Origin of the sequence: Micromonospora sp. DT227 (assembly GCF_049841835.1) — a bacterium.
GTDB lineage: Bacteria > Actinomycetota > Actinomycetes > Mycobacteriales > Micromonosporaceae > Micromonospora.
The window spans coordinates 418,538-444,280 of record NZ_JBNCLA010000005.1; the positions used below are offsets into that span (position 1 = coordinate 418,538).

Here is a 25,743-nt window from a genome sequence, read left to right on the forward strand (position 1 = left end):
GCCACGACGCTAGTCGGTTCCCGCCGGACCCGCCTCGTCGCCGCCCCGGCGCGCCGTCCGGCGCGGGACGGCCCGTGCCCGCCCCGACCCCGGCCCGGCCGGCTGCGGGGGCCGGCCGGTACGGGCGGGTGGACGCGGGCGACCCCGGCGGGCGCCGGAGTGCCGACCCGGGCGACCGGCGGCCCGGGTGCCGCCACGGCCCCGCGCGGGCCGACGGGCGGTATCGGGCTTATCGGGCGTATCGGCGGGTCCGGGCGGTGGACCGGCGGCCGGGTTGCCGGTCGGGGCCGGTTCGGACCGATCGGCGGTGTCGGTCGCACCGGTCGCACTGGCGGGTTCGGGCGGCGGCCCGGCGGCCGGGTTGCCGGTCCGAGTCGGGTCGGGCCGACCGGTCACCTCGGTCGCACCAGCGGGTCCGGTGGGTCTGGTGGGTCCGGTGGGTCTGGCGGGTCCGGCGGGTCCGGTGGGTCCGGCGGCGGGCTCGGGCCGGTGAACGGCGGTGTCGGTCGCACCGGTGGAGCCGGCGGCCGGTCCGGGCCGGTGACCGGCCGGCCCGCGGCGGAGCCGGCGGCTGCGGGCCGCGGCCTCGGTGATCAGCTCGCCGGGGACGCCGAGGACCCGGGCCAGCCAGACGGACCAGAAGTCGCCGGGGAGCCGGAGCTGGCGCTCCCACCGGGACACCTCGTGCCGGGTCAGCGTGGGCACGCCGGCGGCGGCGCACAGCTCGGCGGCGATCCGCTGCTGGCTCCAGCCGCGGGCGGCCCGCAACTCGGCCAGGAGCGGCCCGAGCTGGCGGGGGCCGGACGGCGGGGACGGGGACATCGGGACCTCCGGGGCGACGGCGCGGTGGCGACGCGGACGCCCGGCCGTGCCGCACCGGCGCGTCGCCGTCGGGGCGACCCCCGCGCGGGCCCCCGGGCCGGCCACCCGCCGCCCCACCGCGCTGCCGTCGTTCCTACTCCGGGGGTGCGACGTTCCGGTATCGACCCGTTCGTGGACTGGGAAGGTTCTCGGCACAGCGGTCCGGTCCGGCTACAGTCGGTCCGTGGCGCTCGGTCTACCCTCGGTCCTCCCCAACCCCCAGCCGGCCATCGGGGAGCTGATCCGTGACGGCCAACCGACCTTCTCGTTCGAGTTCTTCCCACCGAAGACCGACGCCGGGGAGAAGCTGCTCTGGCAGGCGATCCGCGAGCTGGAGTCGCTGCGTCCCTCGTTCGTCTCGATCACCTACGGCGCCGGCGGCTCGACCCGGGACACCACGGTCGCGGTGACCGAACGGATCGCCACCGAGACCACGCTGCTGCCGATGGCGCACCTCACCGCCGTCAACCACTCGACCGCCGAGCTGCGCCACGTGATCGGTCGGCTGGCGTCGGTCGGGGTGCGCAACGTGCTCGCCGTGCGGGGCGACCCGCCGGGCGACCCGGGTGGCGAGTGGATCGCGCACCCCGAGGGCGTCCGGTACGCCGAGGACCTGGTCCGCGTGGTCCGCGACAGCGGTGACTTCAGCGTCGGCGTGGCCGCCTTCCCGTACAAGCACCCGCGCTCGCCGGACGTGGACAGCGACACCGCGCACTTCGTCCGCAAGTGCCGGGCCGGGGCCGAGTTCGCCATCACCCAGATGTTCTTCGACGCCGACGACTACCTGCGGCTGCGCGACCGGGTCGCCGCCGCCGGCTGCGACACGCCGATCCTCGCCGGGGTGATGCCGGTGACCCAGATCGGCACCATCGCGCGTTCGGTGCAGCTCTCCGGCGCGCCGTTCCCGCCGGCGCTGGCCGAGCGGTTCGAGCGGGTGGCCGACGACCCCGAGGCGGTCCGCCGGCTCGGCGTCGAGCAGGCCGGGGAGATGTGCGGGAAGCTCCTGGACGAGGGCGTGCCGGGGATCCACTTCATCACGCTCAACCGGTCCACCGCGACCCGCGAGGTGTGGCAGCGGCTGCGGGCCGACGCTCGGGTGTGACGACCACCCGCCACACACGACACCCGGGCCACCCTTCTACGGTTGATCCGTGGTGGGCACACAGCTGAACTGGGACCAGTACGCGACCGCGTGGGCGCGGCTGCACGGTGGGTTCGATCCCCGTAGCGCCGCGCCGGTGGTGCGCGCCTGGCTGCGCTTCGCCTATCACGTGGGCTTCGTGCTGGGCCGGCTGCGCGTCGGCCCGACCGCGGTGACCGTGTTCGGGGTGCTGCTCTGCTTCTGCGTACCCCTGTTGGTGGGGCGGGCCGGCGACGGGCCGTTCCTGGGCGCGTTGTTCGTGCTGCTGGCCGCCGTGGCGGACAGTGTCGACGGCGCGGTGGCGGTGGCCACCGGCCGCACCACCCGGCTGGGCTACGTCTACGACTCGGTCGCCGACCGGCTCGGCGAGGTGGCCTGGCTGGTCGCGTTCTGGCTGCTCGGTGCGCCCGGCGCGTTGGTCGCGGCGGCCGGCGGCCTGTCCTGGCTGCACGAGTACGTGCGAGCCCGGTCCGTCTCGGCCGGGATGCGGGAGATCGGCGCGGTCACCGTGGGGGAGCGGCCCACCCGGGTCTCCGTGGCCCTGGTCGGGCTGCTGGTCGCCGGGCTCACCGGGCTGATCGACGCCGACCTGACCGCCGGCACCATCACCATGGCCACCACGGTGTGGGTGCTGCTCGCCGGCTTCGGGCTCGGGCAGTTGCTCGCCGCGGTCCGCCGCGCCCTCGTCGACGCCGGCTGACCGCCCGCCGAGGTGTTAAGCGGGGGCCCCGCCTCTACCGAAAACGTTAAGCGGGGCCCCCTCCTTACCAGGCGGGGCCGATGGCGGTGGCGACTATCTCGGCCGAGAGGGTCACCATGGGGAGGCCGCCGCCGGGGTGGGTGGAGCCGCCGACCAGCCACAGGCCGGCGGCCGGGCCCCGGTTGGCCGGGCGCAGCAGCCCGCCCGCGGTGCCGTAGATCGCCCCGCCCGGCGCGCCGGTGGCCGCGTCCAGGTCGGCCGGGGTGCGGATCTCCGAGAACACCAGCCGGTCCCGGACGTCCACGCCGCGTTCGGCCAGCACGTCCAGGACCCGGTCGGCGTACGCCTCGGCCAGTCCCGGCCGCCGCCAGTCCACCGCGTCCGGGGCGGTGCCGTGCCGGGGTGCGTTGACCAGCACGAACCACGCCTCGTGGCCGTCCGGCCGGACCGCCGGGTCGTCGGCGGCGGTGACGAACACGGTCGGGTCGGGCGCCGGGCGGGCCCGTACGCCGCGACCGGGGGCGCCGAACACGGCGTCGAACTCGGCGTCGTAGTCGCGCGGGAAGAAGACGTTGTGGTGGGCCAGCCCGGAGTCGCCGCGCACGCCGAGCAGCAGCACGAAACCGGCCAGGCTGCGGTCGGTGAGCGCGGCCAGCCGGCGCGGGTCGGGCAGCAGGTCCCGGTAGACGGTGAGCGCGTCGGTGTTGGCCACCACCACGTCGGCGGGGACCGGCGCGGCCGACCCGGCGACGCGTACCCCGTGCACCCGGCCGCCGGCCGCGTCGATGCCGGTGACCGCCGCGCCGGTGCGGATCCGCACGCCCAGGTCCAGGCAGCGCGACAGCAGCGCGTCGGCGAGCGTGCCCAGCCCGCCGCGCAGGTACCAGCCGCCGAAGGCCAGCTCGGCGTAGGGCACGGCGACCAGCGCGGCCGGCGCGCGGCGCGGGTCGGCGCCGGTGTAGGTGGCGTACCGGTCCAGCAGCATCCGCAGCCGTCGGTCGGACAGGTAGCTGCGGCCCAACCCGCGCAGCGTGCGGCCGGGACCGATGGCGGCGAGGTCACCCAGCCGCCAGGCCAGCGCGGCCAGGTCGCGCGGCGAGTCCACGGTGCGGCGCAGGATGTCCCGGTGCGAGGCCGCCCAGACCCGCTCGGCCCGGCGCCACAGCCGCCGCCAGTCGGCGGCGGACCGGTCGCCGAACACGGCGCCGATCCGCGCGGCGAACTCGTCCGGGTCGGCGCACGAGTCCAGCGCGGGACCGCCGCCGGGGAAGACGTGCCGCACGATCGGGTCCAGCGGGACCAGGTCGAGGTACTCGTCGAGCTTCGCGCCGGTGGCCTCGAACAGGTCGGCGAAGACCTGCGGCAGGGTGACCAGGCTCGGCCCGGTGTCGAAGCGCCACGCCCCCTCCGGGGTGTGGTGCGTGTAGCGGCCGAGTTTGCCGCCGACCGTGCCGGCCCGTTCCAGGACGGTGACCTCGTGCCCGGTGACCGCGAGCCGGGCGGCGGTGGCGAGCCCGCCCACGCCGGCGCCGATGACCACGATGCGCGCCATGGGGTGCCCCTCCTAGGTGACCGGGCGACCCCGCCAGGTGAGCCGGCGTCGCTTCCGCAGATGGTACGACCGGACGGTCAGCCAACCCAGGACCACGACCGACACGGGGTGCGCCAGCGCGTCGGGCCAGGCCCGGCCGCCGGTGGCCCGGGCGCTGACCACGCGTCCCGCGACGCCGGCCAGGTAGGCGCCGAACGCCACCCCGGCCACCGCCGGCGCGCCGGCCACCAGCGCGGCCACGGCCAGCAGCGGCGGCGCGGTGTAGAGCAGGAGCAGCAGGGCCAGCACGACGGCCGCGCCGGCCGGATGCCCGAACGAGGCCCAGAGCGACTTGGTGTAGCCGTCGCGTAGCTGCGGCCAGTCGTCGTACATCCGGCAGGAGGCCAGCCGGGAGCCGTCGGCCAGCGCGATCCGGCCGCCGGACCGCTTCACCGCCCGGGCCAGCTCGATGTCCTCCAGCACCTTGTCGGCCACCGCCGCGTGCCCGCCGGCCCGCAGGTAGCCGGCCCGGTCCACGACCAGGAACTGCCCGCCCGCGGCGGCCAGCGAGGGCCGCCGCGAGCGTTCCATCGCGCGCAGCGGCAGGAACGTCAGCCACAACCACTGCAACAACGGCTGCACCAGTCGGTCGGCCGCCGTCCGCACCACGATCCGGGGGTACGGCGACAGCAGCGTCGCGTCGGCCGCGCGCAACCCGGTCACCGCCGCCGCGACCGCGTACGGGGTGAGCACCACGTCGGCGTCGACGAACGCCAGCACGGTCGGCGCCGGGTCGGCGCGGGTGGCGAGCTGCCAGCAGGCGTGCGGCTTGCCCAGCCAGCCGGGCGGCGGCGCGACGCCGGTGAGCAGCGTGACCCGACTGTCGGCGCCGGCCACCGCGCGGACCACGTCGGCGGTGCCGTCGGTGGACCCGTCGTCGAGCACCACGATCCGCAGCCCGGGCACGCCGCGCTGGGCGAGCAGCGCGCGCAGGCACGGGGTGACCCGGGCGGCCTCGTCGCGCAGCGGCAGCAGCACCGCCACCGGCTCGGTCACCTCGGCCGGGCCGCCGGTCGGGCGGCGCAGCCAGGCGACGGCGTTGACGAGCGTGTGCCCGGTGAGCGCGGCGACCGCCACCACCAGCGCGAGCGCGGCGGTCATGCCGGCGCGTCGACCCGGGGCGCGGGATCCGGGGCGGCGGCGCGGTCGCGTCGGGCCCGCCACAGCACCACCGCCAGCGGCACCGCGGCCACCGCCATGCCGGCCGCGCCCCACAGCGCGGACGCGGGCAGCCGGAGGAAGACCGCGTGCGCCAGCACGCTGGAGGCGTACGTCCAGAGGTAGAGCGCGAACATCGGGCCGTCCCGGCGGTCCACCCGGTCGACGGACGGCCCGGCGAGCGGGGGCAGCGCGGCGGCGAGCAGCACCGCGAAGCCCAGCCAGCCGAGATAGTTGCTGACCGGGATGCCGGGCAGGCCGGGCAGCGCCGGGGTGGCGTCGAGCCAGGTCCAGTAGCCCTCGGCCACCATCTGCGGGTCGAGGAACAGGTCCCACGCGGCGAGCCCCACCGCCGCGAGCGCGACCCGGGCGGCGCGGGAACGGGTGAGCCGGACCGCGGTGAGCCACGCCGGCCAGGCCATCCAGGTCCAGGCCAGCGGGATGATCAGCGGTACGCCGGCCAGCTTCGGGCCCAGCTCGCCGGAGTAGTCGTAGCTGCCGAACGGGAACCCGGTGGCCACGCCGAGCGCCTCGACCGCGAACCCGCCGCCGGTGACGAGCGCGACCAGCGCGGCGGCGACCCGGGTGCCCCGGGTGAGCAGCGCGTGGCCGACGGAGAGCAGCCAGCCGAGCACCACGGTGGCCACGGTCAGCCCGGCGCGGGTCGTGCCGCCGGTGAGCGGGTAGCAGATCTGGGCGAGGACCAGCACGGCCAGCAGCGCCCAGGGCACCCGGGCGCGGCTCATGTCCCCGGCTCGGGGGCGGGCAGCGGCAGGTCCCGGCCGAGCACGCCGAACGGCCGCTCGTCGCCGGGGAAGTGGAAGTGCCGCAGCACGTCGACGAAGCCGAACCGGCGGTAGAGCCGCCACGCCCGCGACGCCTGCTCGTCCGCCTCCGGGGTGGAGAGCAGCGTGGTGTCGCCCTCGGCCATGGTGAGCAGCGCGCGGAGCTGACGGGCGCCCACACCGTGCCCCTGCGCGGGCGGGCGGACGTGCAGCTCGACCACCTCGAACGGGCGGGCCAGCCAGCGTTGCCGGGCCTGCGCGTTCAACGCCCGGTACACCTGGTCGTGCCACCACTGGCCGGTGGCGCCGAGGTAGCCGTACCCGAAGCCGGCCAGGTGCCCCTCGGTGGTCAGGCTGGCGACGGCCCGGAACCCGGGTCGGCGGACGTGGGTGGCGATGTAGCCGCGCCGGGCCTCCAGCAGGTCGGCGCGGTAGCCCATCGCCTCGCCGTAGACGGCGACCACGTCGTCCAGCCGCCGGACCAGGTCGTCCGGCGTCCACCGCACCAGCCTCATGCGTTCCCTCTCGCGGAGTCGGGGTCGCCCTCGGCGGCGACCCAGCCGAGCACCGTACGGTCGCCGCGGACGTCGCCCACCGCGAACCGCGCGAACAGTTCCTCCGCGTACCAGCCCTCGGTGGGGGTACGGGTGATCGCGGCGCGGTGCTCGGGGGAACGGTACGCGAACGCGACGAGGTCCGCCGGATCACGCCACACGCTCACCGTGCCCTGCCAGCCCAGCGGCGCCTCGCCGACGCCGAACCGGGCGAGCAGCCCCGGAGCGGCGTGCAGCTCACCGGCGACCGGCGGGATGGCCCGCCAGAACGTGGCCGCCCGACGGGCCCGCAGTCGGGCCCGGGTCAGCGCCAGCACCGGCCCGGTGACCCGCCCGCCGGCCGGGGCGCCGAACGGCTCCCGGCCGGACCACCGGCCCCGGCTGGTCAGCGGGCGCAGGTCCACCCGGACGGCGGCGTCGGCGATCCGGGCCCAGGAACGGGCGACCGGGGAGGTGTCGAAGCGGGTCGCGTCGGCCGGGGAGTCCCAGACCACCAGCGCGGCCCACCGGGTCAGGTCGGCGTCGCCCGGCCCGAAGCCGGTGCCGGTCCCGGTGCCGAGCAGCTTGGCGAAGCGGACACCGGACAGCCGGCGCAGCCGCGCCGGGTGGGTCGCCATCCGGGCCAGCGCCCCGGGCACGGCCCGCCGGGGGACGCGCCACACGTGCAGCGTGACCAGGTCGGGGTTCACGCCACCCCGGCCGGGTCGCCGCCGGTGATCCGCAGCAGTTCCGCGTACGTGGTGGGGAACACCGCCTGCGGCACGCCGCCGGCCGCCCACAGCTCCGGGTACCCCTCGAGGGCGGTGTCGACCAGGGTGCGCAGCGGCCCGGGGTGGCCGACCGGGGCGACCCCGCCGATCACCTGCCCGGTGTGCCGCCTGACGAAGTCGGGGGTGGCCCGGCGCAGGTGGGTCACGCCCAGCGTGGCGGCCAGCCCGGCGGTGTCCACCCGGTGCGCGCCGGAGGTGAGCACCAGCAGCGGCTTGCCGTCCGCGTCGAAGACCAGCGAGTTGGCGATGGCGCCGACGGCGACGCCGAGCGCCGCGGCCGCCGCGGCGGCGGTGTGCACCGCCTCGGGCAGCAGCCGGACGGCGCTGCCCCGGCCGGACCCGTCCCGTGCTCCCGCGTCGTCGAGCGCCCGCTGCACCGCCCGCACGTTCGGATGTGCCTGTGACTGCATGCCCCGATTCTCCCCCACCCGATCCCCACCCGGTCCCCACCCGGACCCGGGTGTGTTGATCATGAGGTTGGCGGTGTCGCCCCTCGGCGTGTCGGACCGTCAACCTCATGATCGACCGGTGGGTGGGGGTGGGAGTGGGAGTGCGGGTGCGGGTGCGGGGTGCGGGTGTGGAGCAGGGTCTGGATGCCGTCGAGGATGCGGGCTAGGCCGAAGTCCAGGGTGGGGTCGGGGGTGGTGGTGGGGGAATCGCGGGGGGCGGGGGCGGACAGGGCGGCGGCGAGGGCCGGGAAGCGGTCCTCGCGGCCGTGCACCAGCGCGCCGAACGCCGCCTCCCGGCCGGACCCGGGCGGGAGGCCGGCCAGGTTGCGGGCGTGCCCGACCAGCAGCGTGGCCACGTCGAGCCGCTCGGACGCGGTGAGCCCGGTGCCGGCGAGCGCGGCGACGACGCGTTCCACCCAGGCCAGCTCGTTCGGGCCGGGCAGCCGCGCGCCGACGGCTGCCGCCTGCGCCCAGGGATGCCGGCGGAACCGCTCGACCAGCCGCCGGGTCCAGTCGTCGAGCTGCCCGCGCCAGCCCGCCCCGGCCGGCGCCGGAACACCGGGCGCGGCCGGGTCGGCCGTCGGGACCGGCGTCGGCTCACCCAGCGCCCCCGGCGCCGTGACGTCGGGTGCGGCCGGGTCGACGGCCGGGGCCGGGGGCGGCTCGCCCAGCGCCGCGTCCAGCATCAGGGCGACCAACTCGGCCCGGCCCGGCACGTAGCGGTAGAGCGCCATCTTGGTCACCGCCAGCGACTCGGCGACCCGCTGCATGGTCAGCCCGTCGAGCCCGTCCGCGTCGGCGACGGCGATGCCGGCGCGGGCCACGACGGCGGGTGAGAGCGTGGGACGCGGCCCGCGCCGGGGCCCGACGGGGGTGCCCCAGAGCAACTCGAACAGCCGCTTCTTGTCGACCTCACCGGTCCCCACGAGTTCATCCTCCCCGGCATCCGTCCGTCAGCGGAGAAGATACGGCTCGGGAGCCGGGCCAGCCCGGGGTGGCCCGGACCCGGCCGGCGGCGTCCACCAGCAGGGCCGCGTACCCGTCCAGGGTGGCCAGCCAGTCCAGCGCGTCCGTGCCGCGGGCGACGGCCGCGGTCGCGTACACGTCGGCCCAGAGCAGTTCGGGACCGACCACGGTGACCGACCGGACCGCCTCGGCCGGCCGCCCGGCGCGCGGGTCGGTGATGTGCGCGCCGCGCCGCGCGGTGCCGGAGGTGGCGACCGCGCCGGCGGCCCGCTCGACCACGTCGAGCACCAGGTCCGGACGGTCGGGGTCCTCGATCCCGATCCGCCAGGCCGGCCGGCCCGGCCCGGCCCGCAGCAGCACGTCCCCGCCGGCGTTCAGGCACAGGTCGTGGTCGGCCAGGTCGGTCAGGTGCCGGGCGGCCCGTTCCACCGCCCAGCCCTTGACCAGGCCGGACGGGTCGTAGCCGGTGCCGCCCCGCGGCAGCGGCAGGCGGCGGGCGTCGAACCAGCCGCCGGTCCGCACGCGGGCCGTCTCGCAGAGCCCGGCCACCTCGCGCACCAGCGGGTCGGCGGTGGCCGCCGGGCCGGGCGGCGCACCGCGCAGGCGGCCCAGCACGCTGTCCGGCCGGTACGTGCTGAACACCGCGTCGACCGCGCGCAGCTCGGCGAAGAGCCGGGCCACCCGCTCCTCGACCACCCCGGTACGCACCCGCGGGCCGCGCAGGTGCACGCTCACCGGCAGCCCCATCACCTGGGCCACCCAGGCCCGCCGGTCGCTCATCCGAGGTGCGCCGCGTCGATGGCGGACTGGAGTGATTCCCGGTAGCCGTCGCTGGTGACGGTGGCTCCGGAGACGCTGTCGATCCGGGCGCTCTGCGCCGCGAGCGCCTCCTGCCGCAGGATCGGCACCGCGTAGTCGTTGATCTCCTGGTCCCGCCGGTTGCCGTCGGGCACCTGCACGGCGGTGACGTCGGTGATCTTCCCGCCGGAGACGGTGATCTTCACCTGCACCGGTCCCCACCGGGTCTGCGCCACCGACCCGGTGGCCGTGCCGCTGTCGCCGCCGGTGCCAGTGCCGGTGCCGCTGCCGCTGCCGCTGCCGCTGTCGCCGGTGCCGGTGCCGCCGTCGGTGGTGGCGCCGCCGGCGGACGGGTCGGTGCCGGTGCCGCCGTCCGTGCCGCTCCACGAGCCGCCGCCCGGGTCGGTCCTGGCCGCGACCGCGCCGCTTTCCCCGGCGCCCATGGTGCTGGTCCGGTAGCTGAACAGCAGCACCAACGCGGCCACGGTGGACAGCAGCCAGATGGTGATCCGTCGCACGGATCCTCCCTTCGCGCCTGTCACCAGGCGAAACGTTCGTGATGGACGTGCGCGTCGGGCACTCCGGCCGCGCGGGTCGCGGCGCGGACGGCGTCGACCCAGCCGTCCGGGCCGCAGAGGAAGACGTCGTGTCCGGCCACGTCGGGGGAGAGCCGGCGCAACGCCTCGGCCTCGGCGAGCCCCTCGGCGTACGCCGGCAGCCAGGACGGCCGCGCCGCCCGGGGGCCGACCAGGTGGTGCACCACCAGCCCGCGCTCCGCGACGAGCCGGTCCAGCTCGGCGGAGAAGGCCAGGTCCTCCCCGGTACGCGCGCGGTAGGCGAGCACCGCCTGCCCCGGCGCGTACGGCAGCTCCCAGAGCAACGCCAGCAGCGGGGTGAGGCCGACGCCGCAGGCCAGCATGGTGATCCCGCCGCCCCGCCAGTGCTGCCCGGTGAGCCGCCCGTACGGCCCCTCGATCAGCACCCGGGTGCCGGGGCGCAGGGCGGCCACCCGGGCGCTGCCGTCGCCCAGGTCCTTGACCGTGATCCGCATCAGGTCGCCGCGCGGCGGCGCGGACAGCGAGTACGGGTGGGCCCGGGACCAGCCCGGCCCGTCCAGGAACCGCCAGAGCAGGAACTGCCCGGCCCGGACCGGCAGCCGGTGCAGGTCCCGCCCGCGTAGCCAGACCGAGGTGACCCCGGGTGCCTCGGGCACCACCGCGGCCACCTCGATCCGGTGCCGCAGCGAGCGCCAGGCCGGCAGGCCGAGCCGCCAGATCAGCACGCTGGCCAGCGCCAGCAGGTAGACCGTCCACCAGTAGGCGCGGGCGAGCGGCGAGGCGACGAAGTCGGCGCCGGTCCAGAGCTGGTGCGGCAACGCCAGCGCGACGCCCAGGTAGGCGTAGAGGTGCAGCAGGTGCCAGGACTCGTAGCGCAGCCGCCGTCGGGCCGCGCGGACCGAGGTGACCACCACCAGCACCAGCAGCGCCAGCGCCGCGGTGGCCAACAGCATCCCCGGGTACGTGACGACCAGGTCCCAGGCCTCGGCGAGCACCCCCTGGCGGGCGGTGCCGGCGTACCCGAGGACGGTCAGCAGCACGTGCGCCAGGAGCAGGTGGAACGAGGTGAAACCGGCGAGCCGGTGCCAACGGGCGATCCGGTCCTGGCCGAAGCGACGCTCCAGCAGGGGCACCCGGGCCATCAGCACCACCTGGATCAGCATCAGGTCGGCGCTGACCAGGCCGGTGAGCCGGCCGAGCGAGGTGAGCCCGGTGGCCGTGCCGGCCCACAGCTCCTGCACGCCACGGTCGGCGGTCCAGAGGGCGGTGACGACCAGCAGGCTGAGCGCCGCGAGACCGCCGACGACGTCGGCCCACCAGGCGGGGGCGGCCGGCGGGGTGCGGCGCACCGTGCGCCGGTCGGCCACGGCGGCGGTCACCGGAGGAGCTTTTCGGTACGGCTGACGTTCATGGGGGTAACCCTGGTCCGACGAGTTCCGGGCCGCCTTTGCCGCGGCTGTGCGCCGGCTGGGAATCCGGCCGCCCACCCGGCGTGTCCCGGCACGTCACACGTTGCGTTTTCGTCGGTGGGGAGGTGTACTGTCAGGGTAGTTAGAACGAGTGTTCGATTGGATCGCGTTTGACGCGGGTCGCGGTTGACCCCTCCGCACGCGCTCGGGTCGCCCACCCGTTCCCCAGCTCCGGAAGCGGTGTTTCGCGGCGCCGACTTCCGGACAAGGTGCGGCTCCGCGGGCCGCACCGGGCTTCGGACAGTCGCGAGTCCGAGCCCGTCAGGCAGGTCGTCGCCCGCCGCCCACGACCCCCGGGCGGCGGGCGACGGACCCGCCGGCACGTCGGCCGGGTGTGGGTGTGGGGAAGCGTCCACATCCGGCCGGCCGCCACCTGAGGTGCGTCTTCCTCCGCACCGACCGCTCCGGGCGACCGGGCGACGGTTCCCCCGTCGCGCGACCGCCCGCCCCGGCCACACGCGGAGGAGAGACCCATGCCGACCAGTCCGGCCCAGGCGCCCACGGTGCCCGCGCACGTGCTGCCGCACCGCACCCCCGCCCAGTTGCTCGCGGTGGCCCGCGAGGGGTTGGCCGAGGCCGCCCGCACCCGCCCCGACGGTCTCCGGTACGCCGCCGCCCATCTCGCGGCGCTGCGCGCCGCCGCCGCCGTGCTGGCCGCCCGGGCCCGGCCCGCGCCCGCCCGACGCAACCGGATCACCAGCGTCTGGGTGCTGCTCGCCACCGTCGCCCCCGAGCTGGACGAGTGGGCCGCCTACTTCGCCGCCGGCGCCGGCAAGCGAGCCGCCGCCGAGGCCGGCATCCCCCGGGTGGTCACCGCCCGGGAGGCCGACGACCTGCTCCGGGCCGCCGAACAGTTCGTGACCGTGGTGGAGACCGCACTCGGCCGACCGCACCAGCCGGCACTCGACGGCCTGCCCCGGCCCCTGCACCTCGGCGGCTCCGACACCGCGCCGCGCCCCGGGTCGGCCGCCGCGCCGCGCCCCGGGTCGGCTGCCGCGCCGCGAGCCGGGGCGGCCGCCGCCTGAAGTCGTGGCGTCCGGCCGCCATCGGCGGGACCCGGGGGGCCGGACGCCGCACCACACGGTCCAGCGCACCACATGATCCACAGCACCAACCACGGGCCGGCCCGTGGCGAAAACACGACGGGGGGTTGGTCCGATGGCGGGCCGCATGGTGGTCGGCTCCGCCGCCCTGGCCGAGCTGGTGCGTCCGGCGAGCGCGCCCGACGCGGCCGGTGGCCACCGGGTGCTCCCCGTCCGGGCCGAGCTGACCGGGCTGCTGCCCAACCGTGGGCTGCGACGCGGCAGCACCGTCGCGGTCGGCGTCGGCCGACCCCGGCACAGCGGCGCCACCTCGCTGATCCTCGCGCTGCTCGCCGAGGCGTCCCGGGCCGGCTCGTGGTGCGCCGTGGTCGGCGTGCCCACGTTCGGGGCCGGCGCGGCGGCCGAGGCCGGGATCGCCCTGGACCGGCTCGCCCTGGTGCCCGATCCCGGGCCGGAGTGGCCCACCGTCGTCGCCGCGCTCATCGACGGGGTCGACGTGGTGGTCACCGCCGTGCCGGCCGCGGTCTCCGCCTCGGTCTCCGCCCGGCTGGCCGCCCGGGCCCGGCAACGTGGCAGCGTGCTGGTCCCGTACGGCCGGTGGGACGGTGCGGACGTGACGCTCCAGGTGGTCCGGGGCGTCTGGCAGGGGCTCGGGCCGGGGCGCGGGCGGCTGCGCCGCCGCGAGGTGACCGTCTCGGCCCGTGGCCGGGGTGCCGCCGCCCGGCCCAAGGAGATCAAGGTGTGGCTGCCCGGCGACGAGCTGACCCGGGTGATTCCCCGCTCGGTCGGGTCCGGCATCCCCGCCGCCCCGGGCCGCCGGCTGCGCGTGGTCGCCCCGGTGGCCGGGCCGTGAGCGCCCCGGCGCGGGCGCTGCTGCTGTGGTGCCCGGACTGGCCCGTCCTTGCCGCCGAGATCGTCGACGGCGTGCCCGCCACCGACCCGGTCGTGGTGCTGCACGCCAACCGGGTGGTGGCCTGCTCCGAGCGGGCCCGGGCCGAGGGGATCCGGCGCGGGCTGCGCCGGCGGGAGGCCCAGGGCCGCTGCCCGCAGGTCACCGTGGTCGACCACGATCCCGGGCGGGACGCGCGGGCGTTCGAGCCGGTGGTGGCCGCCGTCGAGGAGGTGGTCGCCGGCGTCGAGGTGATCCGTCCCGGCGCCTGCGCGACCGCCGCCCGGGGGCCGAGCCGCTACCTCGGCGGTGAGGAGGCGGCGGCCGAACGGATCGTCGAGCACGTGGCCCAGAGCTGCGCGGTGGAGAGCCAGGTCGGCATCGCCGACGGGGTCTTCGCGGCCGGCCTGGCCGCCCGGGAGGGGCGGATCGTGCCCCCGGGCGGCACCGCGGCGTTCCTGGCCACCCGGCCGGTCGAGGCGCTCGGCCGGCCCGCCCTGGTCGACCTACTGCGCCGCCTCGGCGTACGCACCCTCGGTGACTTCGCCGCGCTGCCCGCCGGGGACGTCCTGGCCCGGTTCGGCTTCGACGGGGCGCTGGCGCACCGGCTCGCCGCCGGGCGGGACGACCGACCGCTCGCGGTCCGGCAACCACCCGCCGACCTGACCGTCACCGCCGAGCACGACGAGCCGATCGACCGGGTCGACGCCGCCGCGTTCGCCGCGCGGACGCTGGCCGAGCGACTGCACGAGCGGCTCGCCGCGTACGGGCTGGCCTGCACCCGGCTCGGGATCGAGGCGGTCACCGCGCACGGCCAGGAACTGCACCGGGTCTGGCGGCACGACGGCCTGCTCACCGCCGCGGCCATCGCCGACCGGGTCCGCTGGCAGCTCGACGGGTGGCTCTCCGGCAGCAACGGCCGGGGTGGGGCCCGCCCGGCCCGCCCGACCGCCGGCATCATCCGGCTGCGGTTGGTGCCGGACGGGGTGCTCGCCCAGGCCGGCCTGCAACCGGGGCTGTGGGGGGAGACCGGCGCGGAGCGGGAGCGGGCGCACCGCGCGTTGAACCGGGTGCAGGGCATCCTCGGCCCCGAGGCGGTGGTCACCGCCGTCCTGGGTGGGGGGCGCTCCCCGGCCGACCAGGTGCGTCTGGTCCCGTGGGGCGACGAGCGGGTGCCCGCCCGTCCCGGCCCGCCACCCCTGCCGGCCCTCCCGCCGCCGGGCGCCACACCATCCGTCGGGTCCGCCGATTCGGGCCGGAGGGCGGTGCGGGCCGGTCGCCGGGCCGGCCGGGCCAGGGCGGTGCCCGAGCCGCCGTGGCCGGGGCGGATCCCGCCGCCGGCGCCGGCCGTGGTGCTGCCCACCCCGTTGGCGGCCGAGGTGCACGACGCGACAGGTGAACCGGTCGTGGTGAGCGCCCGGCTGGCGGTCAGCGCGGCACCGGCCCGGCTGACCGTGGGCACCGGCCGGCCGGCCGAGATCACCGGATGGGTCGGCCCGTGGCCGGTTGACGAGCGCTGGTGGGCGCCGGCCGAGGCGCGTCGCCGGGCGCGGTTCCAGGTCTGCCTGGTCGACGGCACGGCCCTGCTGCTCGCCGTCGAGGGCGGGCAGTGGCTGGTGGAGGCCATCTATGACTGAGCGGCCCGCCCCGGCCCGGTGGCGTGCCGCCGTGCCGCGCCGACTTCCGCTCGCCGGAGGCTACGAACTTGATGGCGTAAACGGATCGCGGTGCCCGGCTGCTGCCGTGCCTGCCGTCACTGTCGCCGTGGCTGCTGTTCCCGCTGTCGCCGTGACTCGTCCGTGCCATCAAGTTTGTAGGCAATCGTGGGTCGGCCTTCGGACGACGCGTCTGGTCGGCACGGGAGATCTTGGAAGTTTGTGGCCCTCCGGGGGGCCGGCATCTTCCAAGATCTCGGCAGGCAGCGGGCGAGGGAGCGTGGGGTGAGCTTCCACAACCCGAAGATGCCCTGGACGACGCTGGAGCGGGTGCTCTCCGGGCGGGGCACGGGTGAGCAGGACACGGGCGAGCAGGACAGGGGTGAGCGGCACCTGCACGTGGTGGACCCGCTCGCGGTCGACGCCGACGGCGGTGACGCCCCGGCCTGGAGCCGCAGCCGTGCGGAGTACCGGCCGCCGGAGCTGACCCGCCCGGACGGCACGGTGCCCTACGCCGAGCTGCACGCGCACTCCAACTTCAGTTTCCTCGACGGGGCCAGCCATCCCGAGGAGATGGCCGAGGAGGCGGCCCGGCTGGGGCTCACCGCGCTCGCCGTCACCGACCACGACGGCTTCTACGGCGTGGTGCGCTTCGCCGAGGCGGCCCGCGCGCTGCGGCTGCCGACGATCTTCGGGGCGGAGCTGTCGCTCGGGCTGCCCGGCCCGCAGAACGGCGAACCCGACCCGCTCGGCCGGCACCTGCTGGTGCTCGCGCACGGCCACGAGGGGTACGCGCGCCTCGCCGCCACCATCTCCCGGGCCCAGTTGCGCGGCGGGGAGAAGGGCCGCCCGGTCTACGGCGAGCTGGAGCAGATCGCCGCCGAGCTGAAGGACCACGTGCTGGTGCTCACCGGCTGCCGCAAGGGGCACGTGCCGGCCGCGCTGCTCACCGACGGGGTCGACGCGGCGGCCCGGGAACTGGACCGGTTGACCGCGTTGTTCGGCGCGGAGACGGTGGCGGTGGAGCTGACCGACCACGGCCACCCGGTCGACGCCGACCGCAACGACGCGCTGGCCGAGCTGGCCGCCGCCGCCGGGCTGCCCACCGTGGCCACCAACAACGTGCACTACGCCACGCCGGGGCGACGTCGGCTGGCCACCACCCTGGCGGCGGTGCGGGCCCGGCGCAGCCTCGACGAGATCGACGGCTGGCTGCCCGCCGCGGCCACCGCCCACCTGCGCAGCGGCGCGGAGATGGCGGCGCGGTTCGCCGCGTACCCGGGGGCGGTGGCGCGGGCCGCCGAGTTCGGCGCGGAACTCGCGTTCGACCTGCACCTGGTCGCGCCGCAACTGCCGGCGTACCCGGTGCCGGCCGGGCACACGGAGATGAGCTGGCTGCGGCGGCTGACCATGGACGGCGCCCGGGAGCGCTACGGCCCGCCCGAGGCGCACCCGGAGGCGTACGCGCAACTGGAGCACGAGCTGCGGATGATCGACGAGCTGGGCTTCCCCGGCTACTTCCTGGTGGTCTACGACATCGTCACGTTCTGCCGCGAACAGGACATCTACTGCCAGGGGCGGGGCTCGGCGGCCAACTCGGCGGTCTGCTACGCGCTGCGCATCACCAACGTGGACGCGGTCCGGCACCGGCTGCTGTTCGAGCGGTTCCTCGCCCCGGAACGGGACGGCCCGCCCGACATCGACGTGGACATCGAGTCCGACCGGCGGGAGGAGGTGATCCAGCACGTCTACGCCCGCTACGGCCGGGAGCACACCGCCCAGGTCGCCAACGTCATCTCGTACCGGCCCCGGTCGGCGGTGCGGGACGTGGCGAAGGCGTTCGGCTTCTCGCCCGGCCAGCAGGACGCCTGGAGCAAGCAGATCGACAGGTGGGGCTCGGTCGCCGCGGTCGACGTGGCGGACATCCCCGAGCAGGTGGTCGCGTACGCGAACGAGTTGCAGACGTTCCCCCGGCACCTGGGCATCCACTCCGGCGGCATGGTGATCTGCGACCGGCCGGTGATCGAGGTGTGCCCGGTGGAGTGGGGCCGGATGCCCGGCCGCAGCGTGCTCCAGTGGGACAAGGACGACTGCGCCGCTGTCGGCCTGGTCAAGTTCGACCTGCTCGGCCTCGGCATGCTGTCCGCGCTGCACTACGGCTACGACATGATCGGGATGAGCCTGGACCTGGGCGGGATGACGCTCGACGACCCCGAGGTCTACGACATGCTCTGCCGGGCCGACTCGGTCGGCGTGTTCCAGGTGGAGAGCCGGGCCCAGATGGCCACGCTGCCCCGGCTCAAGCCCCGCGAGTTCTACGACCTGGTGGTGGAGGTGGCGCTGATCCGGCCCGGCCCGATCCAGGGCGGCTCGGTGCACCCGTACATCCGGCGCAAGAACGGCCAGGAGCCGGTCACGTACGCGCACCCGCTGATGCGCAACGCGCTGGAGAAGACGCTCGGTGTGCCGCTGTTCCAGGAGCAGCTCATGCAGCTCGCCATCGACCTGGCCGGCTTCGACGCGGCCGGCGCGGACCAGTTGCGCCGGGCCATGGGCGCGAAACGCTCGGTGGAGCGGATGGCCCGGATCGCCGACCGGCTCTACGCCGGGATGGCCGAGCGGGGCATCACCGGGGAGCTGGCCGACGACGTCTACCGCAAGCTCACCGCGTTCGCCAGCTACGGCTTCCCGGAGAGCCACGCGATGAGCTTCGCGTACCTGGTCTACGCCAGCTCGTGGCTGAAGCGCTACCACCCGGGCCCGTTCCTGGCCGCGCTGCTCAACGCCCAGCCGATGGGCTTCTACTCGCCGCAGACGCTTGCCGACGACGCCCGCCGGCACGGGGTGGAGGTGCGCCGGCCGGACATCAACGCCAGCGGCGCCAAGGCGGTACTGGAGTCGATGCCGGAGACCCGGTGGGGGAGCCTGCCGGGGGAGCCGCCGCACGCCTGGGGGCTGGGCGGGCCGGCGGTCCGGCTCGGGCTGGGCAGCGTCCGTACCCTCGGCGACGACGCGGCCGAGCGGATCGAGGCGGAGCGGGCCGCGCACGGGCCGTACCGGGACATGCCGGACCTGGCCCGACGGACCGGTCTGACCGCCGCGCAGCTGGAGGCGCTGGCCACCGCGGACGCGTTCGCCGGTTTCGGGCTGACCCGGCGGCAGGCGCTCTGGGCCGCCGGCGCGGCGGCCCAGGACCGACCCGGCCGGCTGCCCGGCACGGTGACCGGCGCGGACCCGCCCACGCTGCCCGGCATGGCGGCGGTGGACCGGCTGGTCGCCGACGTCTGGGCCACCGGCCTGTCCCCGGAGAGCCACCCGGCCCGGTTCATCCGGGGCCGGCTGGACGCGCTGGGCGCGGTGCCGATCGCCCGCCTCGGCCAGGTGCCGCCCGGGCAGCGGATCCGGGTCGGCGGGATCGTCACCCACCGGCAGCGGCCGGCGACCGCCGGCGGGGTCACGTTCCTCAACCTGGAGGACGAGACCGGCATGCTCAACGTCACGTGTTCGCCGGGGCTGTGGCAGAGATACCGTCGAATCGCCCGCACCAGCGGCGCGCTGGTGGTGCGGGGCCGGTTGCAGCGGCACGAGGGCGTCACGAACCTCACCGCGGACCGGCTGGACGCGATCGAGCCGCCCGTCACGCCGGCGTCCCGGGATTTCCGTTGACCGTAGTGATCCACATTACGGTTTCCCGGGGCCGGACACGGGAGACTCCCGGACACGGGTGGGCAGAGCGGCCCACCCGGGTATGGGGGATGAACCAGATGACCTTTCACAGCACGTACCCCGGTGGCGTGGCCAACGCCCGACGGACCCGGCTCGGCGCCGGGTGGGCGCCCACCCACGAGATCGAGCCGCGCGAGCACCAGGTGACCGACGGCCCGGTGGCCAACGCCCAGCGCTCCCGCGCCGAGGAGGACCCGGCCGGCGGCGGCGAGTCCTGACCCCTAGGCTCGGCGGGGTGGAGCAGACCCGAACCCTCACCCCCCGCACCGCCGTGATCTGGTCGGTGCTCCGGGCCGAGCTGAGCCGGCGGGCCGACGAACGGCTCGCCGTGCTCGACGTCGGCGGCGGGACCGGCGGCTTCGCCGTCCCGCTCGCCGAGGCCGGCCACCGGGTCACCGTGGTCGACGCCAGCCCCGACGCGCTCGCCGCGCTGACCCGCCGGGCCGCCGAGGCCGGGGTCGCCGATCGGGTACGCGCGACGCAGGGCGACGCCGACGCGCTCGCCGGGCTGGTCGAACCGGCCTCGGTGGACCTGGTGCTCTGCCACTCCGTCCTGGAGGTGGTCGACGACCCGCAGCCGGTGACGGCGGCGCTGGTCGCCGCGCTGCGTCCCGGCGGCGCGGCCAGCGTGCTGGTCGCCGCGCGGGCCGCCGCGGTGCTCGGCCGGGCGATGAACGGGCAGCTCGACGCCGCCGCCGCGCTCGCCGCCGACCCGCACGGCACCGCCGGGGGCCGGGACACGCTGCGCCGCCGCTACGACGCCGACGGCGCGACCGCGCTGCTCACCGCCGCCGGGCTCGTCGTCGAGGAGATCCACGGCGTACGCGTGCTCGCCGACCTGTTGCCGGCCGCCGTGGCCGACGGTCAGCCGGCCGCCCTGGTGGAGTTGGAACGGGCCCTGGCCGGACGGTCGCCGTACCGGGACCTGGCCGCCCAACTGCACCTGTTCGCCCGCCGCCCGGCATGACCGGCCCGGTCCCGGCCCCACTGGACCGGGTCGCGCCCCGCTACGACGGCGGCGGCCTGGTCGACGTGCTGCCCAGCGCGCTGTCGCTGCTCGGCGTGCCCGGTGCGGTCGACCGGCTCGACCTGACGCCCCGGCTCGCCGGGGTCCGCCGGATCGCCGTGCTGCTCGTCGACGGCCTCGGCTGGCACCAGATCCCCACCGCCGCCCGGTACGCGCCGACGCTGGCCGGGCTGGCCGCCACCACCGGCACGCCGCTCACCGTGGGTTTCCCCTCCACCACCCCGACCAGCCTGGTCGGCCTCGGCACCGGCGCCCCGTCGGGCGCGCACGGCGTGCTCGGCTTCACGGTCCGGGTGCCCGGCACCGACCGGGTGCTCACCCACGTCGACTGGGCCGGCGACCCCGACCCGGTCCGCTGGCAACCGGTCCCCACCTGGTACGAGCGGGCCCGCGCCGCCGGCGTGGCGGTGACCGTGGTGAGCCGCCCCGAGTTCGCCGGCAGTGGCCTGACGCTGGCCGCCAACCGGGGCGGCGACTACCGGGGCGCGGCCGGGATCGACGCGCTCGCCACCCGGATGCTCACCGCGCTGGCCGCCGGCGTCGGGCCCACGCTGGTCTCCGGCTACCACCCCGACCTGGACCGGCACGGGCACCTCAGCGGCGTCGACTCCGCGCCCTGGCGGACGGCGGCCACCGAGGTGGACGCGCTGCTGGCCCGCCTGCTGGACGGGTTGCCGCCGGACGCCGCGCTGCTGGTCACCGCCGACCACGGCCAGCTCGACATTCCCGTGGGGCACCGGATCGACCTGGACGCCGATCCCCGGCTGCGGGCCGGGGTGCGGGTGGTGGCCGGCGAGCCCCGGGTCCGTTACCTGCACGTCGAGCCGGGCGGCGAGGCCGACGTGGTGGCCGCCTGGCGTGGGGTGCTGGGCGGGGCGGCCGACGTGCTGACCCGGGCGGAGGCGGTGGCCACCGGCTGGTTCGGGCCGGTGCCGGAGGCACACCTGGCCCGGATCGGTGACGTGGTGGTGGTCTGCCGGGACACGTACGCGGTGGTCGCCACCCGGTCCGAGCCGCCGATGGTGTCGCGGCTGGTGGCGTACCACGGCGCGGACACCGCCGCGGAGATGACCGTCCCGCTGCTGGTGGTCCGGGGCTGACCGGTCCGGCCGCGCCCGGCCGGACGGGGCTGACCGGCGGGGTTGTCGGACCGGCGGGCTAGCCTGCGGGGCATGGGCCGCAGCCAGTCGTTGCCCCGGGGCGGCGGTGACCCGCGCTTCGGGCCGGACGCCGACGACACCGGCTGTTCCATCCTGCACGTCGACATGGACGCGTTCTTCGCCTCGGTGGAGGTGCGTCGCCGCCCCGAGCTGCGAGGCCGGCCGGTGGTGGTGGGCGGCGTCGGGCCACGCGGCGTGGTCAGCTCCGCCAGCTACGAGGCCCGGGAGTTCGGGGTCCGCAGCGCGATGCCCACCGCCCGGGCGCGGGCGCTCTGTCCGGGCGCGGTCTACCTGCCGCCCGACTTCACCGCCTACTCGGCCGCGTCCCGGGCGGTCATGCAGATCTTCCGGGACGTCACCCCGCTGGTCGAGCCGCTCTCCCTGGACGAGGCGTTCCTCGACGTGGCCGGTGCCCGCCGGCTGTTCGGGCGACCGGCGGCCATCGCCGCGCTGATCCGTCGCCGGGTGGCCGAGGAACAGCGGCTGACCTGCTCGGTCGGGGTGGGGCCGACGAAGTTCGTGGCCAAGCTGGGCTCCACCCGGGCCAAGCCGGACGGCCTGCTCGTGGTGCCCGCCGACCGGGTGCTGGACTTCCTGCACCCGCTGCCGGTGTCGGCGCTGTGGGGGGTGGGGGAACGCTCGGCGGAGGCGTTGCGCCGGCTCGGCCTGCGTACGGTGCGCGACCTGGCGGAGGCGCCGGCCGGTCTGCTGCGCCGGGCGGTGGGCGAGGCGTCCGCGACGCACCTGCACGAGCTGGCCCGGGGGCGGGACCCGCGCGGGGTCTCCCCGGAGCAGGTGGAGAAGTCGATCGGGGCGGAGGTCACGTTCGACACCGACGTCACCGACCCGGTCGAGATCCGGCGCGCGCTGCTCGCCCTGGCCGAGAAGGCGGGCGCCCGGCTGCGGGCGGCCGGTCAGGTGGGTCGCACGGTGTCACTGAAGGTCCGGTTCGCCGATTTCCGCACGATCAGTCGTTCCCGCACGCTCGGCGTGCCGACCGATACCGCACGGGAGATGTTCGACACGGCCTGGGCGCTCTGGCTCGCTCTCGCCCCTGGCGAGGCGGTTCGCCTGGTCGGCGTACGGATGGAGGGGTTGGCCGCGGCGGAGGAGACGCCGCAGCAGCTCACCCTGGGTGCGCCGGAGCGGGGGTGGCGGGAGGCGGAAGCGGCGGCGGACGCGGCGGCCGCCCGTTTCGGGCGGTCCGTCATAGGTCCGGCCAGTCTTCTCGGCCGGCGCGATCCACGACAAGTCGAAAAACCGACCCGGCCGTAGGTCGTCCCGCTTTCCGACGCGCGAGCCCCCTCGTAGACTTGCGGGTAAGCAGCCGGTTGGCTGCCACGGTCTGTCGGCCCGACCGGGCCGACCAACGTGACCGGGGAGGAGTGCCGTGCCGCTCTCGGAGCACGAGCAGCGGCTGTTCGAGCAGATCGAGCGGTCGCTTGCCGAGGATCCCAAGTTCGCCTCGGCCGTGCGCGCCAGCGACCCGCGTTTCCACGCGCGGCGTCGCGTGCTCGTCGCTGCCGGCGTGGTCGTCGCTGGTCTGGCACTGTTGATCTACGGTGCCGTGATCAAGATTCCTGCGGTGGCCGTGGCGGGCTTCGTCGTCATGCTGGCCTCGTTGGGTTACGCGGTGCAGTCGCACCGCAAGTCCCAGTCGCCCGACCTGCACGTGGTGGGCGGCACAACGACAAGTCGGCGTCGTCCCCGTGGCCGCAGTGGCCGCCGGGGCTCCTTCCTCGATCGGATGGAGGACCGCTGGCGGCAGCGCCCGGAGGGCCACCGCTGACCACGCCCCGCCCCTGACCCGGGCGGGGCCGCGACGGACGCTTGCCGGCGTGTGCCGGCAAGCGCATTCGCCGCGTCACCCCCACCCCGTGCGTTGTTCCCCTGATTCACGGAAAGAGTGGTTATCCGGGCCCGGATAACCACTCTTTCCGTGAATCTGCGAGGGGAGGGGAGGGGAGGGGTCAGCGGGCGGGGCGGTTGGCCAGCAGGCGACGTGGGTTCCAGCGCAGCATTCGCTGCCGGGCCTGCCCGGTGACGGTGACCAGGCGGGCCGACCGCTCGGCCAGGGCGTTCTGCCACCGCGCGAGCACCGACGGCGGCAGCACCGCCGCCAGCAGTCGGGTCCGCCGGTCCGCCCGGGCGGCGAGCGCTCCCCGGACCGTCCGCAAGGCCGGCTGCAACTCGGCGTCGGTCAGCGGGTCACGGGCGTACCGGGCCCGCTCCTCGGCCCGACCCAGCAGCCGTACCCCGGTCACCGCGCCGGCGTCCTCGACCAGCGCCTCCCGGCTCAACCGCTCGGCGGTGGCCCGCGGCGTCTCCGTGCCGTCCACCGGCACTTGGAAGTCGACAAGCGTGTCGAGCAGTTCGTCCCACGCGGCGTGCGCGTCGGCGCGGGCCGCCTCGGCGTCCACCCCGACCACCATCTCGGGGTCGCGGCCCCGCTGCCCGGGCACGGCCACCGCGGTGGCCGCCGGCAGGGTCGCCCGGACCCGCCGCCGACGACGCAGCGCGGAGCGGCGCAGGGCCGGCACGGCCAGCAGCGCCAGCAGCGCGAGCACCCCGGCCAGCCACCACGGCCAGACCCGGTCCTGCCGGGTCGGCCCGTTCTCACCGACCGCCAGGCCCTGGTCGGCGTCCTTGTCCAGGCGGTCCGGTTCGTTCGGGCCGGCCGACGGGTCGGTCGCGTCGGGTGCGGCGCTGCTGCCCGGCGCGGGGGTGACCTCCTCCGGGGCGTCGGTGTCCGGGGCCCAGGCCGACCGCACCGAACCCGGGATGCTCGCCGCCGGGGTGGCGTCGAACGGCACCCAGCCGATCCCACCGAAGTAGACCTCGGTCCAGGCGTGCAGGTTCTGGTTGGTCAGCACGTAGGAGCCGTCGCCGCCGTTGCTGCCGTTGGTGAACCCCACCGCCACCCGGGCCGGTACGCCGGCCGCCCGCACCAGCCAGGCCATGGCCGCCGCGTACTGCTGGCAGTAGCCGACCTTGGTGGCCAGGAAGTCGGTGATGTCGTCCCCGCTGCTGCCGGCGCGGGTGGAGAGCGCGTAGGTGAACCCGTTCTCCACCGAGAAGTAGTCGTAGACCGCCCGGACCTTGTCGTAGTCGGTCTGCCGGCCCTTCACCAGCCGTTCGACCAGCCGGTCGACGGCCGGGACCGACGGGGTGACGGTCTGCTGGCGCAGCACCGCGCTGTCCGACGGCAGGGACGGCGCGGCGCGCAGCGCCGCCGGGCTGAACGTCGACCGTACGTAGTCGAAGGAGTAGCGCTTGCCGCGGGCGTTGTCGCGGCTGGAGAACACAATCTGCTGCTGCGGGTCGTAGCGCCAGTTGCCGGCCAGGTCATCGGTCTTCACCGGCTCGGCGTAGACCGGCATCAGTGGCATGTTCAGGTTCTTCGTCACCTCGACGGTGGCGCGGTAGCGCTGCTGCTCGACCCCGCGGGGCGCGCGTTCGGCCGGGTCGGGCAGGCCGCGGGTGACCGGCTGCCCACTGGGCACGCGCGCCTGGAAGCCGCTCGGCCGCAGATCGTCCACCACGCCGAGGCGCAGGTAGAACGGGTTCGGCTCGTTGGTGGTGACCTTGACGAGGTCGAACCGTTCGCTCTGGTTGAGCTGCCCGCTGAGCGCGGCGAACAGGTCGATCCGGCCCGTGCTGCCGCCCTGGCCGGGCCGCCCGTTGCCGTCGCCGGGGCCGGCGCCGAGGTTGTTCATCAGGCCGCCGGTCATCCCCGGCACGGCCAGCGGCAGCGCCACCGCCACCACCACCCCGACCACGGCCAGCCGACGGCCGGCCGCGGCCAGCGGCGACGCCTCCCAGACGTCGACGTCGCGGCCCTCGCCGGTGAACCGGCGACCGAACCGGCGCACCCGGTCGACGTTGTCGGTGACCAGCAGCCACAGGTAACCGGCGGCGCCCACAACGAACGGGGTGGCCGGGACGCTGTCCACGTAGACCGCCACCGGCACCGAGTAGATGGCCAGCATCGGCAGCCCGGCCAGCGCCGGCCGGCGCAGCCCGACCGCGAGCACGTCCACCACCACGGCCACCGCGCCGATGCCGAGCACGGCGAGGAAGAGCAGCGAGTCGACGTCGGGCACCTTGACGCCGTAGCCGCGCATGTCCTGCAACGAGGTCTGGAGCAGGTCACCGAAGTGGGCGAACGTGGCCGGGGTCGGCACGAACGCGAACGCCTCGGTGCCGCCCGGGAAGACCCACGTCAGGCCCAGCGTCAGGCCGGCCAGCATGGCCAGCAGCTGGCCCCAGAGCGGGGCCCGCCCCAGCCGGGCCAGCGTCGCCGCGCCGGCCACCACGGCGACCACGATGGCCGCCTGGACCAGCCAGGTCCAGCGTTCGAAGATCGCCGACAGCGGGGCCGCCGCCAGCAGCGTCGCCGCCGCGGCGACGAAGCCGATGTTGCGGTGCGGGATCACCGAACCAC

23 protein-coding genes are annotated in these 25,743 nt (G+C 76.4%); 11 read left to right on the top strand and 12 right to left on the bottom strand.

The features are described from left to right. Positions 1–9: 9 nt before the first annotated feature. Positions 10–822 carry a helix-turn-helix domain-containing protein gene (locus tag ACLQ2W_RS20080; RefSeq protein WP_425787733.1) on the bottom strand — a complete coding sequence of 271 codons (813 nt, stop codon included), beginning with the start codon at positions 820–822 and terminating at the stop codon, positions 10–12. 223 nt (positions 823–1,045) lie between these two features. On the opposite strand from ACLQ2W_RS20080, the gene metF reads away from it, so the two are divergent. Both metF and ACLQ2W_RS20090 read left to right on the top strand, forming a co-directional pair. After that, positions 1,046–1,963 carry a methylenetetrahydrofolate reductase [NAD(P)H] gene (gene metF, locus ACLQ2W_RS20085; protein ID WP_281936646.1) on the top strand — a complete coding sequence of 306 codons (918 nt, stop codon included), beginning with the start codon at positions 1,046–1,048 and terminating at the stop codon, positions 1,961–1,963. Between the two features lie 49 nt (positions 1,964–2,012). Beyond that, positions 2,013–2,702: a CDP-alcohol phosphatidyltransferase family protein gene (locus tag ACLQ2W_RS20090; protein WP_425787734.1), complete on the top strand. Its 690-nt coding sequence runs from the start codon at positions 2,013–2,015 to the stop codon at positions 2,700–2,702. 64 nt (positions 2,703–2,766) lie between these two features. Here the strand turns inward: ACLQ2W_RS20090 and ACLQ2W_RS20095 are convergent, their stop codons facing one another. The 10 genes from ACLQ2W_RS20095 to ACLQ2W_RS20140 are packed head-to-tail and all read right to left on the bottom strand — an operon-like array spanning position 2,767 to position 11,709. Then, positions 2,767–4,254 (bottom strand): phytoene desaturase family protein, encoded by a 1,488-nt coding sequence (locus ACLQ2W_RS20095; protein ID WP_425787735.1) that lies wholly within the window; start codon positions 4,252–4,254, stop codon positions 2,767–2,769. A 12-nt stretch (positions 4,255–4,266) separates the two neighbouring features. Further along, positions 4,267–5,394 (bottom strand): glycosyltransferase, encoded by a 1,128-nt coding sequence (locus tag ACLQ2W_RS20100; protein WP_425787736.1) that lies wholly within the window; start codon positions 5,392–5,394, stop codon positions 4,267–4,269. Then, positions 5,391–6,197 carry a carotenoid biosynthesis protein gene (locus ACLQ2W_RS20105; protein ID WP_425787737.1) on the bottom strand — a complete coding sequence of 269 codons (807 nt, stop codon included), beginning with the start codon at positions 6,195–6,197 and terminating at the stop codon, positions 5,391–5,393. The genes ACLQ2W_RS20100 and ACLQ2W_RS20105 overlap by 4 nt, the downstream gene beginning before the upstream one ends. Beyond that, positions 6,194–6,751 (bottom strand): GNAT family N-acetyltransferase, encoded by a 558-nt coding sequence (locus tag ACLQ2W_RS20110; protein ID WP_425787738.1) that lies wholly within the window; start codon positions 6,749–6,751, stop codon positions 6,194–6,196. Before ACLQ2W_RS20110 ends, ACLQ2W_RS20105 begins: the two co-directional genes overlap by 4 nt. Beyond that, a complete protein-coding gene (locus ACLQ2W_RS20115) occupies positions 6,748–7,479 on the bottom strand; it encodes a monooxygenase (RefSeq protein WP_281936635.1) in 732 nt (243 codons plus the stop codon). The genes ACLQ2W_RS20110 and ACLQ2W_RS20115 overlap by 4 nt, the downstream gene beginning before the upstream one ends. Next, positions 7,476–7,970, bottom strand: coding sequence for a YbaK/EbsC family protein (locus tag ACLQ2W_RS20120; protein WP_425787739.1), 495 nt, complete (start codon positions 7,968–7,970; stop codon positions 7,476–7,478). The genes ACLQ2W_RS20115 and ACLQ2W_RS20120 overlap by 4 nt, the downstream gene beginning before the upstream one ends. Positions 7,971–8,029: 59 nt before the next feature. Next, positions 8,030–8,935: a TetR/AcrR family transcriptional regulator gene (locus ACLQ2W_RS20125; protein WP_425787740.1), complete on the bottom strand. Its 906-nt coding sequence runs from the start codon at positions 8,933–8,935 to the stop codon at positions 8,030–8,032. A gap of 4 nt (positions 8,936–8,939) precedes the next feature. Next, complete coding sequence (locus ACLQ2W_RS20130; protein ID WP_425787741.1) at positions 8,940–9,755, bottom strand: FAD:protein FMN transferase; 816 nt, start codon at positions 9,753–9,755, stop codon at positions 8,940–8,942. Continuing rightward, positions 9,752–10,291, bottom strand: coding sequence for an FMN-binding protein (locus ACLQ2W_RS20135; protein WP_425787742.1), 540 nt, complete (start codon positions 10,289–10,291; stop codon positions 9,752–9,754). Before ACLQ2W_RS20135 ends, ACLQ2W_RS20130 begins: the two co-directional genes overlap by 4 nt. A gap of 20 nt (positions 10,292–10,311) precedes the next feature. Then, positions 10,312–11,709, bottom strand: coding sequence for a ferredoxin reductase family protein (locus ACLQ2W_RS20140; RefSeq protein WP_425787743.1), 1,398 nt, complete (start codon positions 11,707–11,709; stop codon positions 10,312–10,314). Positions 11,710–12,272: 563 nt separating this feature from the next. Between ACLQ2W_RS20140 and ACLQ2W_RS20145 the strand changes: the two genes are divergently transcribed. From ACLQ2W_RS20145 to ACLQ2W_RS20185, 9 genes are all read left to right on the top strand, one after another. Further along, on the top strand, positions 12,273–12,824 hold the full coding sequence (locus ACLQ2W_RS20145; RefSeq protein ID WP_425787744.1) for an SAV_6107 family HEPN domain-containing protein: 552 nt from the start codon (positions 12,273–12,275) through the stop codon (positions 12,822–12,824). A 133-nt stretch (positions 12,825–12,957) separates the two neighbouring features. Beyond that, a complete protein-coding gene (locus ACLQ2W_RS20150) occupies positions 12,958–13,695 on the top strand; it encodes a hypothetical protein (RefSeq protein WP_425787745.1) in 738 nt (245 codons plus the stop codon). After that, on the top strand, positions 13,692–15,368 hold the full coding sequence (locus ACLQ2W_RS20155; protein WP_425787746.1) for a DNA polymerase Y family protein: 1,677 nt from the start codon (positions 13,692–13,694) through the stop codon (positions 15,366–15,368). The genes ACLQ2W_RS20150 and ACLQ2W_RS20155 overlap by 4 nt, the downstream gene beginning before the upstream one ends. A gap of 303 nt (positions 15,369–15,671) precedes the next feature. Beyond that, positions 15,672–19,052 (top strand): error-prone DNA polymerase, encoded by a 3,381-nt coding sequence (locus tag ACLQ2W_RS20160; protein ID WP_425787747.1) that lies wholly within the window; start codon positions 15,672–15,674, stop codon positions 19,050–19,052. A 98-nt stretch (positions 19,053–19,150) separates the two neighbouring features. Then, positions 19,151–19,330 carry a hypothetical protein gene (locus ACLQ2W_RS20165; protein WP_089157237.1) on the top strand — a complete coding sequence of 60 codons (180 nt, stop codon included), beginning with the start codon at positions 19,151–19,153 and terminating at the stop codon, positions 19,328–19,330. 17 nt (positions 19,331–19,347) lie between these two features. Beyond that, positions 19,348–20,079, top strand: a complete 732-nt coding sequence (locus ACLQ2W_RS20170) for a methyltransferase domain-containing protein (RefSeq protein ID WP_281936617.1) — start codon at positions 19,348–19,350, stop codon at positions 20,077–20,079. Then, a complete protein-coding gene (locus ACLQ2W_RS20175) occupies positions 20,076–21,239 on the top strand; it encodes an alkaline phosphatase family protein (protein ID WP_425787748.1) in 1,164 nt (387 codons plus the stop codon). Before ACLQ2W_RS20170 ends, ACLQ2W_RS20175 begins: the two co-directional genes overlap by 4 nt. A 72-nt stretch (positions 21,240–21,311) precedes the next feature. Beyond that, a complete protein-coding gene (locus ACLQ2W_RS20180; protein WP_425787749.1) occupies positions 21,312–22,574 on the top strand; it encodes a DNA polymerase IV in 1,263 nt (420 codons plus the stop codon). Between the two features lie 115 nt (positions 22,575–22,689). Next, complete coding sequence (locus ACLQ2W_RS20185; RefSeq protein ID WP_405090535.1) at positions 22,690–23,088, top strand: DUF3040 domain-containing protein; 399 nt, start codon at positions 22,690–22,692, stop codon at positions 23,086–23,088. Between the two features lie 181 nt (positions 23,089–23,269). On the opposite strand, the gene ACLQ2W_RS20190 is transcribed toward ACLQ2W_RS20185, so the two are convergent. Further along, positions 23,270–25,735: a transglutaminase TgpA family protein gene (locus ACLQ2W_RS20190; protein WP_425787750.1), complete on the bottom strand. Its 2,466-nt coding sequence runs from the start codon at positions 25,733–25,735 to the stop codon at positions 23,270–23,272. Positions 25,736–25,743 lie beyond the last annotated feature (8 nt).

What these genes read in the sequence shown, in the direction of transcription:
- ACLQ2W_RS20130 (WP_425787741.1), bottom strand. Translation starts at nt 9,755, where the DNA reads ATGAGCGACCGGCGGGCCTGGGTGGCCCAGGTGATGGGGCTGCCGGTG.
- ACLQ2W_RS20165 (WP_089157237.1), top strand. Translation starts at nt 19,151, where the DNA reads ATGACCTTTCACAGCACGTACCCCGGTGGCGTGGCCAACGCCCGACGG.
- ACLQ2W_RS20095 (WP_425787735.1), bottom strand. Translation starts at nt 4,254, where the DNA reads ATGGCGCGCATCGTGGTCATCGGCGCCGGCGTGGGCGGGCTCGCCACC.
- ACLQ2W_RS20105 (WP_425787737.1), bottom strand. Translation starts at nt 6,197, where the DNA reads ATGAGCCGCGCCCGGGTGCCCTGGGCGCTGCTGGCCGTGCTGGTCCTC.
- ACLQ2W_RS20100 (WP_425787736.1), bottom strand. Translation starts at nt 5,394, where the DNA reads ATGACCGCCGCGCTCGCGCTGGTGGTGGCGGTCGCCGCGCTCACCGGG.
- ACLQ2W_RS20145 (WP_425787744.1), top strand. Translation starts at nt 12,273, where the DNA reads ATGCCGACCAGTCCGGCCCAGGCGCCCACGGTGCCCGCGCACGTGCTG.
- ACLQ2W_RS20120 (WP_425787739.1), bottom strand. Translation starts at nt 7,970, where the DNA reads ATGCAGTCACAGGCACATCCGAACGTGCGGGCGGTGCAGCGGGCGCTC.
- ACLQ2W_RS20150 (WP_425787745.1), top strand. Translation starts at nt 12,958, where the DNA reads ATGGCGGGCCGCATGGTGGTCGGCTCCGCCGCCCTGGCCGAGCTGGTG.
- ACLQ2W_RS20080 (WP_425787733.1), bottom strand. Translation starts at nt 822, where the DNA reads ATGTCCCCGTCCCCGCCGTCCGGCCCCCGCCAGCTCGGGCCGCTCCTG.
- ACLQ2W_RS20175 (WP_425787748.1), top strand. Translation starts at nt 20,076, where the DNA reads ATGACCGGCCCGGTCCCGGCCCCACTGGACCGGGTCGCGCCCCGCTAC.
- ACLQ2W_RS20180 (WP_425787749.1), top strand. Translation starts at nt 21,312, where the DNA reads ATGGGCCGCAGCCAGTCGTTGCCCCGGGGCGGCGGTGACCCGCGCTTC.
- ACLQ2W_RS20110 (WP_425787738.1), bottom strand. Translation starts at nt 6,751, where the DNA reads ATGAGGCTGGTGCGGTGGACGCCGGACGACCTGGTCCGGCGGCTGGAC.